Raw genomic sequence first — 10,928 nt, 5'->3', positions numbered from 1 at the left:
AGGAAGCGCCGGTCCGTGTAGTCTCTGTGCCATACAACCCGGAAAACGTCGGGGGGTTGCGGCGCTGGTTCGTTTTTTTCTTGCCTGCGGCTTTGGCGCCGCAATTAGCCGTGTGATCGTCGAAGCCGGGATGCGCTTCGGGGCCGATCGCGCGGACCGGCCCCGAGGCACGTCAATTCAAGTTCCGCAGCCTCAGGCCGCGGCGGCGCGGCCCTGCGGCAGGCCATTCGCGGCCAGCTTGGCGCGGGCCTCAAACTTCTCCTCGAAGACCCGCGGGATGTCGCCACGGTTCAGGCCGATATCGGCCAGCTCGCGGTCGCTCAGCATCGACAGCTCGTCATAGATGCGGCGGCGACGGGGGAATTCGATGACGGCACGGAAGGCGGTGGTCGCGGCCTTGCGGATCCACTGGCCGATCGCCTCATCCCGGACCTGCATCGCCTCGAGGGCGACGGTCTGCGCCGAGCTCATGGGAGCGGCGGCGGTGGAGATGGCGGAGTCGAACTCCGGCTTGGTGATACGGGCGTCCATTGTCTAGCGTTCCAACACTACGCGCCGGGGCGGTCCGTGGGACTGGCTCTTGCCGTCGACCACCCGCCCCTCTGCGGTGGCCATGGTGTAATCTGCGGGCGTATTGAACAGCAGCGCTCAGCTTGAAGCCTAGCCATGCGTTCGTCGCATCGGTACCTATGGAAACATGTTCTTAACGGGATGCTCATCCAAGTGACACACGCCGTTGCCCCGACCCCCACGCAACCCTCTGACCCGGACCGCTGGAACGGCCGGCTGCAGGCCCTGCGGCGGGAGCTGGCGCGGGACGGCGTGGACGGCTTCCTGGTGCCGCGCGGCGACGAGTATCTCGGTGAATATGTCCCCCCCAGCGGCGAAAGGCTGGCCTGGATCAGCGGCTTCACCGGCAGCGCGGGGCTGGCCATCGTCACCGCGACCCAGGCGGTGCTGTTCACCGACGGCCGCTACACCACCCAGGCGGCGGCACAGCTGGATGCCGGGCTGTGGCAGATCCGCCACCTGATCGAGGAGCCGCCGCAGGACTGGCTGGCCGAGCATGCCGCCGGGCTGCGCATCGGCTTCGACCCCTGGCTGCACCCGCAATCGGTGATCGACCGGCTGGGCGCGGGGGCGACGCTGGTGCCGCTGGTGGCCAATCCGCTGGACGCCGCCTGGAAAGACCGCCCGGCGCCGCCGCTGGCCGCCGCGGTGCCGCAGCCGGCCGAATTCGCCGGCCGCGACTCCGCCGGGAAGCGGGCCGATGCCGCGGCCGTGCTGCGCGCCGCCGGCGAGGCCGCGGCGGTGTTGGCCGACCCGCATTCCATCGCCTGGCTGCTGAACATCCGCGGCGGCGACCTGGAGCACACGCCGCTGGCGCTGGGCTTCGCCCTGCTGCGCGACGACGCCTCGGTCGAGCTGTTCATGGCGCCGGAGAAGCTGGACGAGGCGGTGCGCCGCCACCTGGGCAATGCGGTGGTCGCCCATCCGCCCTCGGCCCTGGCCGGGCAACTGGCAAAATTGGCGGGCAAGCGGGTGCGGATCGATCCGGACATTACCCCGGTCTGGTTCGCCGGCTCCCTGGTCGAGGCCGGCGCCCGGGTGCAGGCGGGCGAGGACCCCTGCCGCCTGCCGCGCGCCTGCAAGAACCCGGTGGAGCAGGCGGGGGCGCGGGCCGCGCATCGCCGCGACGCCCTGGCCCTGGCGCGCTTCCTGGCCTGGTTCGACGCCCAGGCGGTGGGCCAGACGGAAATGCGCGCCGCCGAGGCCCTGCTGGCCTTCCGCCGCGCCCTGCCGCTGTTCCGCGCCGAGAGCTTCCCCGCCATTTCCGGCGCCGGCGAGAATGGCGCCATCATCCATTACCGCGCGACCGAGGCCACCGACCGCGCGATCGGCGCCGACGAGGCCTATCTGATCGACAGCGGCGGCCAGTTCACCGACGGCACCACCGACGTCACCCGCACCCTGTGGACCGGCCCCGGCCCGGCGCCCTCGGCGCTGCGGCAGCGCTATACCCGGGTGCTGCAGGGACATATCTCGCTGGCAGTCCTGCGTTTCCCGCATGGCATCGCCGGCGCCCATATCGACGCCGTGGCCCGGGCGCCGCTCTGGCAGGCCGGACTCGACTATGACCATGGCACCGGCCACGGCATCGGCAGCTTCCTGTCGGTGCATGAAGGGCCGGTGAGCATCAGCCGGGCGGCCAAGCCGATCGCCATCCAGCCGGGCATGATCCTGTCGGACGAGCCGGGCTATTATCTCCCCGGCGCCTACGGCATCCGCATCGAGAATCTTCTCCTCGTCCAGGAAGCGGCCACCCAGCCTGACCAGAGAAAGAAATTCCTGGAATTCGAGACGCTGACGCTGGCGCCTTACGACCGCCGCCTGATCGCGCTGTCGCTGCTGTCCCCGGCCGAGCGCGGCTGGATCGACGCCTATCACGCCCGCGTCCTGGCCGAGGTCGGCCCGGGGCTGGAGCCCGAGGTCGCCGCCTGGCTGCGCGCCGCCTGCGCGCCGCTGGAGGGCTGATGCCGGGGGCAGCGCTGCAAGGCCAGCGGGTGCTGCTGGCCTATGGGCTGCTGGGCGAGGGCATGGCGCGGATCGGCCTGGACTACATGGCCGGGCAGCTGCGCTGGCTGCGGGCGATCGGCGCCGAGGCCAGCGTCGTCGCTTTGCCCACCACCGCCCGCATCGCCGACAATGCGGCGCTGATCGCCGCCGCGCTGCGGGCCGGGCCACCGGCGCTGCTGGTGGCGCACAGCAAGGGCGGGCTGGAATCGCTGGCCGCCCTGCTGGACCCGGCGGTGTCGCGGCACTGCCGCGGCTTCCTGGCGCTGCAATCGCCCTTCTACGGCTCGCCGGTGGCGGATGCGGTGCTGGCGCGGCCCTGGCTGCATCGCGGCCTGGCGACGCTGGTGCAGATGGCGGGCCTGGGCGCCGGGGAGGGGCTGGAGGACCTGTCCACCGCCGCCCGGCACCGCTGGATGCAGGAGCATGCCGGCGCCATCGCGGCCCTCGCCGCGCGGCTGCCGCTGTTGACCATCGGCTCGGCCGTCGGCGAGGAGGCGGTGGGCCCCGACCGCCGCTACCTGGCGCTGGCCCGCTGGATGGAGGCCGAGGGCCAGGGGCCGAATGACGGGCTGGTCTCGGTGGCCTCGGCGCTGCTGCCGGGGGCGGCGCATCGGGTGCTGCGGGCCGGGCATCGCGGCCTGGTCTCGGCCGGGCGCGGGCGCGACCCGGTCGGGGTGCTGGAGGCCGGGCTGGCCGCGCTGCTCAGCCCGGATCCTCGGCCTGATCCTCGCCCTGATCCTCGGGCGCCGCGGCTTCCGGCATAGGCGGCAGCCCGGCCATCGCGCGCCAGGCGGCTTCGGTCAGCGTCGTCACGCCGAGCTCGGCGGCCTTCTTCGCCTTCGACCCGGCATCGGCGCCGACGATGACGAAGTCGGTCTTCTTCGAGACGCTCTTGGTCACCTTGGCGCCCAGGCGCTCGGCCACCGCCTCGGCCTCGTCGCGCGAGGTCGCGGCCAGGGTGCCGGTGAAGACCAGCACCTTGCCGGCGAAAGGGCTGTCGCTGGCGGAAAAGTCCTCGGCGTCGTCCGGCGTCACCTGCTGGGCCAGGTCGTCCAGCGCCTCGCGATTGTGCTTTTCGGCGAAGAAATCGGCGAGCTCGGTGGCGATGGCCGGGCCGATGCCCTGGATCGAGCCCAGCTCCTCCCGCGCCTCGGAGCCGATGGTGGTCGCCGCCAGCATCTTCTCCCGCCACTGCGCCAGCGAATGGTAGTGGCGCGCCAGCAGCTTGGCGTTCTGCTCGCCGATGCGGCGGATGCCCAGCGCGAAGATGAAGCGCTCCAGCGGCACCTTCCTGCGGGTGTCGATGGCGGCAAGAAGGTTGGTCACCTTCTTGCTGGCCGCGCCCTTGGCGGACTTGCCCCAGCCTTCCCAGCCCCGCATCTGCTCGGCGTGCTGACCGAGCTTGAAGATGTCGGCAGGGCTTTTCACGAGTCCTTCCTCGTGGAGCTTAATGATGTTCTCCTCGCCGAGGCCTTCGATATCCATGGCGTTGCGGCTGACGAAGTGGCGCAGCCGCTCGACCGTCTGCGCCGGGCAGATGAGGCCGCCGGAGCAGCGGCGCACCACCTCGCCCTCCGGCCGCACGGCATGGCTGCCGCAGACCGGGCAATGGGTCAGCGGCAGCCAGGGCTCGGCCCCGGCCGGGCGCTTCTCCAGCACCACGCTGACGATCTGCGGGATGACGTCGCCGGCGCGCTGCAGCACGACGGTGTCGCCGATGCGCACATCCTTGCGGGCGATCTCATCCTCGTTGTGCAGCGTCGCATGCTGCACCATGACGCCGCCGACATTGACCGGCTGCATCACCGCGCGCGGCGTCAGCGCGCCGGTGCGGCCGACCTGGATCTGGATTTCCAGCAGGGTGGTGGTGGCCTGCTCGGCGGGGAACTTCCAGGCGATGGCCCAGCGCGGCGCGCGGCCGACGAAGCCGAGCCGGCTCTGCCAGTCCAGCCGGTCCAGCTTGTAGACCACGCCGTCGATGTCATAGGGCAGCCCGGCCCGTTTTTCTCCGAGCTCCGCCTGGAAGGCTTCGGCGGCCGTCTCGTCATCCAGCAGGCGCGACAGCGGATTGACGGAGAAGCCCCAGGCCTCGAGCTGCTTCAGGTAGCCGGAATGCGTCTCGGCGACCGGCGCGCTGGATTCGCCCTGGGCATAGACGAAAAGCTGCAGCGGGCGGCTGCGGGTGATCTCGGCGTTCAGCTGCCGCAGCGAGCCGGCGGCGGCATTGCGCGGATTGACCGGGATGCGGATCGCCTCGCCGACCTTCTCGCCGCGCTCGCGGCGCTGCTCGCGCTCCTCGTGCAGCCGGGTCTGCTCGGCATGAAATGACAGAAAGTCGGCCTTCGACATGAAGACCTCGCCGCGGATTTCGATGCGGTCGGGGACATCGCCGCTCAGCTTCCGCGGCAGGATCTTTGGGGAGAAGGTCTCGAGATTCTTGGTGATGTCCTCGCCCACCGTGCCGTCGCCGCGGGTGGCGCCGCGGGTGAAGACGCCCTTCTCATAGAGCAGGTTCACCGACAGCCCGTCGATCTTCGGCTCGGCGGCGAAGGCCAGGATTTCCTCGGCCGGCAGCTTGAGGAATCGCCGGATGCTCTTGGCGAATTCCAGGAAATCGTCAGCGGAGAAGGCATTGTCCAGGCTCAGCATCGGCGTGCCGTGGCGGGCCTTGGCGAAGCCGGCGGCGGGCTCGGCGCCGGGGGTGGCCTCGCTCGGGCTGTCGCTGCGCTTCAGCGCCGGGAATCGCGCCTCGATCGCCGCGTTGCGCCGGCGCAGCGCGTCGTAATCCGCATCCGTCATCACCGGCGCGTCCTGCTGGTGATAGGCGATGTCGGCGGTGGCGATCAGCTCGGCCAGGCGCGCCAGCTCGGCGGCCGCCTCCGATTCGGTGATCTGCTCGACGGGCAGGCTTTCGGTAGGGCGCGCGGCGGTCATGCTGCCTCCCCTAACGCAGCGGCCGGCCGGCTGGAAGCAGCAGGCGGGCGCGGGCAAGAATTGCATAAAATGGCGCTGGTCAGGGGCGGAATGTTGTGCTTCCTGCGCCTTCAACGCAAGATCTCAACACGGAAACTGCCATGCGCCGTCGCGCCCTGTTTCGCCAAGCCGGTTTCGCCGGCGCTGCCACCGCGGCCTCGGCCACGCTGGCCATGCCCGCCATCGCCCAGTCCAGCCCGGCGCTGCGCTGGCGCATGACGTCGTCCTATCCGAAGTCGCTGGAGACCATCTACGGCACCGGCGAGGTCTTCGCCCGCATCGTCGCCGAGCTGACCGACAACCAGTTCCAGATCCGCGTCTTCGGCGCCGGCGAGATCACGCCGCCGCTGCAGGCGCTGGACGCGGTGCAGGCCGGCACCATCGAATGCGCCCATACCACCAGCTTCTTCTACACGGGGAAGAACGAGGCCTTCGCCATCGCGACCGGCCTGCCCTTCGGGCTGAACACGCGGCAGCAGGAAGCCTGGCTGTACCAGGGCGGCGGCGTCGAGCTGCTGAACGCCTTCTTCGCCAAGTACAACGTCTTCGGCCTGCCGCTGGGCTCCACCGGCGCGCAGATGGGCGGCTGGTTCCGGAAAGAGGTGCCGACGGCGGCCGACCTCAAGGGGCTGAAGATGCGCATCGGCGGCCTCGCTGGCCAGGTGCTGGAGCGCCAGGGTGGCGTGCCGCAGCAGCTGGCGGGCGGTGACATCTACCCGGCGCTGGAGCGCGGCACGATCGACGCCGTCGAATGGCTGGGCCCGGTGGATGACGAGAAGCTCGGCTTCGTCCGCGTCGCCCCCTTCTACTACTACCCCGCCTGGTGGGAGGGCGCGGCGAACACCCAGTTCTTCTGCAACCTCGAGCAGTACAACAACCTACCGAAGCACTATCAGGCGGTGATCCGCTCGGCCTGCTCGGAAGCGACCAAGTGGATGGTGGCGCGCTACGACACCAACCACCCGGCGGCGCTGCGCCGGCTGGTGGCGCAGGGCGCCAAGCTGCGCGGCTTCTCGCGCGACATGCTCGACAGCTGCGCCCGCACCTGGGAGACGCTGGAGGCGGAAATCGTCGCCCGCAACCCGGACTTCGCGGCGATCCATGCCAGCTGGTCGAAGGGCCGCGACGACATGCGGCTGTGGCACCGCATTTCCGAGCTGACCTTCGACAACTACGCCGCGCAGCTCTCGGCGCGTCGCTGAACCCGGTCGGGGAGGGCGACCTCCCCGATCCGCTGCTGCTTCACCGCAGCAGCGAATCCGCGGCCGCGCGCGCCGCCTCGGTCACCGTCTCGCCGGCCAGCATGCGGGCCAGCTCCTCGCGGCGGGCGGCGGGGTCCAGCGCCTCGACCCGGGTCTCGGCGCGGTCGCCGCGGACGCCCTTGGCCACCCGCCAGTGCTGCGCGCCGCGGGCGGCGACCTGCGGGGAATGGGTGACCACCAGCACCTGCAGCCGCTCGGCGACGCGGGCCAGGCGCTCGCCCACCGCGGCGGCGGTGGCGCCGCCGATGCCGCTGTCGACCTCGTCGAAGACCAGGGTGGGCACCGGCGAGCCGCGGGCGAGGACCACCTTCAGCGCCAGCATCAGCCGCGACAGCTCGCCGCCCGAGGCGATCTTTTCCAGCTGGCCGGGCTTCTGCCCCGGATTGGTCGAGACCAGGAAGATGACACGGTCCTGGCCATCGGCGGTCCAGCTCCGCTCGTCGCGCGGCTCGAGCGCGATATGCAGCCGGGCGCGGTCCAGCTTCAGCGGCGCCAGCTCGGCGGCGACCGCCTTCTCCAGCTTGCGCGCGGCCGTGGTGCGGGCCTCGGTCAGCGACGAGGCCTCGTGGACATAGGCGGCGCGGGCGGCGGTGGCGGCGGCTTCGAGCGCGGCGGCGCGCTCGGCGCCGGCGTCCAGCGCCGCCAGCCGCGTCGCCAGGTCGCGCAGCAGGGTCGGCAGCTCGACCACCGCCACGGCATGCTTGCGCGAGGCGGCGCGCAGCGCGAAGAGCCGCTCCTCCACCACCTCCAGCCGGCGCGGATCGGGGCCGAGCTCGCTGGTCAGCCGCTCCAGCAGGCCCTCCGCCTCGGCCAGGGCGTCCTGCGCCTGTCCGATGGCGGCCAGGATCGGGGTGGCTTCCTCGTTGGGGGCGGGCAGGCGTTCCAGGGCGCGGGCGGCGGCGCGCAGGGCGGCGGCGGGGCCGGTGCTGCCGCGGCGGTCGCGCGGCTGCAGCTCGGACAGGGCCGAGGCCACCGCCTCGGCGCGGCGCTCGCCCTGCTGCATGGTCTGGCGCTCGGCGGCCAGGGCATCTTCCTCGCCCTCGACAGGGGCCAGGAGAGACAGTTCGTCGACGGCGTGGCGCAGCCATTCCTCGTCGCGCTGGGCCTGGGCGATGGCCTCCTGGGCGTCGCGCAGGGCACGGTCGGCGGCGCGCCAGCCGCGGAATTTCTCCGCCACTTTGCCGCGGCGGGCTTCGAGGCCGCCGAAAGCGTCCAGCAGGCTGGCATGGGTCGAAGGGTCGGCCAGGCCGACCTGGTCGTGCTGGCCCTGCACCTCGACCAGCAGCGCGCCCAGGCGCTTCAGCAGGGTGACGCCGACCGGCTCGTCATTGGCGAAGGCGCGCGACCGGCCATCGGCCTGCACCACGCGGCGCAGCACCAGCTCGTCCTCGGCGCCGATGCCCTGCTCGGTCAGCAGCAGCCGGGCCGGGTGGTCGGGCGGCAGGTGGAAGCAGGCGGCGACCGAGGCCTGGGCCTGGCCGTTGCGGACCATGCCGGCCTCGGCGCGCTGGCCGAGGGCGAGGCCCAGGCTGTCGAGCAGGATCGACTTGCCGGCGCCGGTCTCGCCCGTCAGCACGGTGAGGCCGGCTTCCAGCACCAGGTCCAGCCGCTCGATCAGGACGACGTCGCGAATGGCGAGCGAGGTCAGCATGGCGGCTGGATGTCAGGTCCGGCCGCGGCTCAGAACACCGAGTTCCAGGCGCGCGACAGGAAGCCCGGGCGCTCGGAGGCGGGGACCGGCACGCCGCCCTCGACCAGCAGCGCGTAGGAATCCTGGTACCAGCTGCTGCCCGGGTAGTTGTGGCCGAGCACGCTGGCGGAGCGCTTGGCTTCCTCGGTCAGGCCGAGCGCCAGGTAGATCTCGGTCAGGCGGTGCAGCGCCTCGGGCGTGTGGTTGGTGGTCTGGTAGTCGTCGACGACGCGGCGGAAGCGGCCGATGGCGGCGGAATACAGGCCGCGGGCCTGGTAGAAGCGGCCGATATTCATCTCGCGCCCGGCCAGGTGGTCGCGGGCCAGGTCCATCTTCAGGCGGGCGTCGCGGGCATAGGCGCTGTCGGGGAAGCGGTTGACCACGTCCTGCAGCTGGGCGAGCGCCGTCTCGGTGCCGCGCTGGTCGCGCTCGGCATCGACGATCTGCTCGTAGTAGCTGAGCGCGCGGAGGTAGTAGGCATAGGCGATGTCGCGATGCGCGGGGTGCAGCTGGATGAAGCGGTCCAGCCCACCGATGGCCTCGGTGTAGCGGTTGCGCATGTAGTCGGAATAGGCCGACATCAGCTTCGCGCTGGTCGCCCAGGTGGAGTAGGGATGCTCCCGCTCCACGCTGTCGAACATCTCGCCAGCCTGCTGGTAGCGTTCCTGTCGCAGGGCATCGATGCCCGCGGCATAGATCGCCTCCGGCGACTGATTGGCCATGGCGGCCGAGCTGGGACGCAGCGAAGCGTCCTTGCCGTCCCATGCGCTGCAGGCGCCCGCGAGCAGCGGTGCGGCGAGCAGCAGGGAAAGGCGGAGGGTCCGGTTCAGACGGGTGCGCATTGCGCTGGCTCTATACCACGGGGCGGGGGCAGGGCGGCAAGGGGGCGGCCTCACCTTAGCGTTCACCACGCGAATCTTGCTGTCTTTCAACCTGGGCCCGGCTGGGGCTGCCACCCCCGCCGGAAAGACCGGCTCCATGAAAAGACCGGCCCCTGGAGGGGCCGGTCCGGAAGGCTCGTGCGGGCGGCGGGGCGCTGCGGCTCAGGCGGCGACCGGCTCGGCCTGGCGGCGGGTGGCGGTGGCGCGGCTGGTGAAGGGCACCAGCGCCTCGTCCTGCCAGCGCCAGGCATCGGCATCGGCGAAGAGGGCGCGCAGCAGCCGGTTGTTCAGCGCATGGCCGGAGCGGCTGCCGCTGAAGCGGGCGGAGAGCGGCGCGCCGGCCAGGGCCAGGTCGCCGACCACGTCCAGCAGCTTGTGGCGGACGCATTCGTCGGTGTGGCGCAACCCGCCCGGGTTCAGCACCAGCGGGCCGTCGACCACCACGGCATTGTCCAGGCTGCCGCCCTGGGCCAGGCCGGCGGCGCGCAGGCGGGCCACGTCCTCGGCCAGGGTGAAGGTGCGGGCATCGGCCAGGGTGTCGCGGAAGGACGCCTCGGTGACGCGCAGGCTGAGCTGCTGGCGGCCGATGGCGCTGGAGGGGAAGTCGATTTCCAGCGAGGCCTCGAAGCCCGGGGTGGCGGTGGGGTCGAGCTGCGCCCAGGCCGCGCCCGGGGCGTCGCTTTCCTGCACGCGCACGGTCTTCAGCACCTCGATGCTGCGGCGGGGCATGGCGGTGGTGGTCACGCCGGCGCAGTCGATCAGGAACAGGAAGGGGGCGGCGGAGCCGTCCAGGATCGGCACCTCCGGCCCGTCGACCTCGATCACCGCGTCATCGATGCCGCAGGCGGCCAGCGCCGCCATGACATGCTCGATGGTGCCGAGGCGGGCCTGCGGGTTGCCGGGCAGGGCGATGGCGGTGCAGAGGCGGGTGTCGAAGACCAGGTCGAAGCGCGCCGGGATCTCGAGGCCGAGGTCGCTGCGGCGGAACACCAGGCCGTCGCCGGCCGGGGCGGGGTGGAGGGTGAGGCTGGCGCGGCGGCCCGAATGCAGGCCGATGCCGACGCAGCTGATCGGCGCCTTGAGCGTCCTGCGCCGTTCCATGCCTGCCGCCAGAAAACCGTCCATCATTGCCCCGATACGATTGCAGCGGAAACGCGCCATGGGGCGGGAAGGCTGCCCCGGACTGTTCCGGCAGTGTCTAGATGACACCGGGTTCGGGCCCAGGCGAGTCAACGCTTATTTCCGTTTATTTCCTTCGAAGTTTTTGCTTCAGGCATTTGATTAAAAACAGTTTTTGCAGAGCACAAAAACGCTTTTGCGAAGCGTTGCGGCAGGCTTTGTGACAGGGGGGGTGAAGCATCCGTGTTGCCGGCCGCCCATGAAAAAACCCCGGGCCTTGCGACCCGGGGTGCTTTTTCAGCGGCGCCGCGACGCTGTCGCGGCGCGAGGATCGGCCAGGATCAGTTGCTCTGGCGGCGCAGGAAGGTCGGGATGTCCAGGCCCATCTCCTCGGCCGGCGGGGCGGCCGAGGAGATGGGCCTGGAC

At 71.3% G+C, this 10,928-nt stretch carries 8 protein-coding genes; 3 read left to right on the top strand and 5 right to left on the bottom strand.

Translation table 11 applies throughout. The annotated features are described in order from the left end of the window. Window positions 1-192: 192 nt before the first annotated feature. On the bottom strand, window positions 193-531 hold the full coding sequence (locus tag GVN67_RS25575) for a DUF1127 domain-containing protein (RefSeq protein ID WP_200845395.1): 339 nt from the start codon (window positions 529-531) through the stop codon (window positions 193-195). 192 nt (window positions 532-723) lie between these two features. On the opposite strand from GVN67_RS25575, the gene GVN67_RS25570 reads away from it, so the two are divergent. Together GVN67_RS25570 and GVN67_RS25565 are read left to right on the top strand one after the other, a co-directional pair. Beyond that, window positions 724-2,535 carry an aminopeptidase P family protein gene (locus GVN67_RS25570; RefSeq protein WP_235035485.1) on the top strand — a complete coding sequence of 604 codons (1,812 nt, stop codon included), beginning with the start codon at window positions 724-726 and terminating at the stop codon, window positions 2,533-2,535. Next, the gene (locus GVN67_RS25565) at window positions 2,535-3,341 is read left to right on the top strand and encodes a hypothetical protein (protein WP_160000145.1); all 807 of its coding nucleotides are present in this window, start codon (window positions 2,535-2,537) and stop codon (window positions 3,339-3,341) included. The genes GVN67_RS25570 and GVN67_RS25565 overlap by 1 nt, the downstream gene beginning before the upstream one ends. Here the strand turns inward: GVN67_RS25565 and ligA are convergent. Then, entirely contained in the window at window positions 3,280-5,511 is a 2,232-nt protein-coding gene (gene ligA, locus GVN67_RS25560) for an NAD-dependent DNA ligase LigA (RefSeq protein WP_160000144.1), read from the bottom strand. The two genes, GVN67_RS25565 and ligA, sit on opposite strands and share 62 nt — an antisense overlap. Before the next feature lie 140 nt (window positions 5,512-5,651). On the opposite strand from ligA, the gene GVN67_RS25555 reads away from it, so the two are divergent. Further along, complete coding sequence (locus GVN67_RS25555; RefSeq protein ID WP_160000143.1) at window positions 5,652-6,752, top strand: TRAP transporter substrate-binding protein; 1,101 nt, start codon at window positions 5,652-5,654, stop codon at window positions 6,750-6,752. A 40-nt stretch (window positions 6,753-6,792) separates the two neighbouring features. Here the strand turns inward: GVN67_RS25555 and recN are convergent, their stop codons facing one another. The 3 genes from recN to lpxC all read right to left on the bottom strand — a co-directional run bounded on the left by recN (window position 6,793) and on the right by lpxC (window position 10,484). After that, window positions 6,793-8,463, bottom strand: coding sequence for a DNA repair protein RecN (gene recN, locus GVN67_RS25550; protein WP_160000142.1), 1,671 nt, complete (start codon window positions 8,461-8,463; stop codon window positions 6,793-6,795). Between the two features lie 29 nt (window positions 8,464-8,492). Continuing rightward, a complete protein-coding gene (locus tag GVN67_RS25545) occupies window positions 8,493-9,344 on the bottom strand; it encodes an outer membrane protein assembly factor BamD (protein ID WP_160000141.1) in 852 nt (283 codons plus the stop codon). 201 nt (window positions 9,345-9,545) lie between these two features. Further along, the gene (gene lpxC / locus GVN67_RS25540) at window positions 9,546-10,484 is read right to left on the bottom strand and encodes a UDP-3-O-acyl-N-acetylglucosamine deacetylase (RefSeq protein ID WP_235035483.1); all 939 of its coding nucleotides are present in this window, start codon (window positions 10,482-10,484) and stop codon (window positions 9,546-9,548) included. Window positions 10,485-10,928: the final 444 nt, after the last annotated feature.

It is taken from the genome of Roseomonas sp. 18066 (assembly GCF_902706185.1).
Classification (GTDB): Bacteria; Pseudomonadota; Alphaproteobacteria; order Acetobacterales; family Acetobacteraceae; genus Pseudoroseomonas.
Note: the sequence above shows the minus strand (reverse complement) of the source record. Positions and strands in the feature narration are given on the sequence as shown.

Coding starts and splice junctions, on each gene's coding strand:
- GVN67_RS25575 (WP_200845395.1), bottom strand. CDS start 531: ATGGACGCCCGTATCACCAAGCCGGAGTTCGACTCCGCCATCTCCACC.
- GVN67_RS25565 (WP_160000145.1), top strand. CDS start 2,535: ATGCCGGGGGCAGCGCTGCAAGGCCAGCGGGTGCTGCTGGCCTATGGG.
- ligA (WP_160000144.1), bottom strand. CDS start 5,511: ATGACCGCCGCGCGCCCTACCGAAAGCCTGCCCGTCGAGCAGATCACC.
- GVN67_RS25555 (WP_160000143.1), top strand. CDS start 5,652: ATGCGCCGTCGCGCCCTGTTTCGCCAAGCCGGTTTCGCCGGCGCTGCC.
- recN (WP_160000142.1), bottom strand. CDS start 8,463: ATGCTGACCTCGCTCGCCATTCGCGACGTCGTCCTGATCGAGCGGCTG.
- GVN67_RS25545 (WP_160000141.1), bottom strand. CDS start 9,344: ATGCGCACCCGTCTGAACCGGACCCTCCGCCTTTCCCTGCTGCTCGCC.
- lpxC (WP_235035483.1), bottom strand. CDS start 10,484: ATGGAACGGCGCAGGACGCTCAAGGCGCCGATCAGCTGCGTCGGCATC.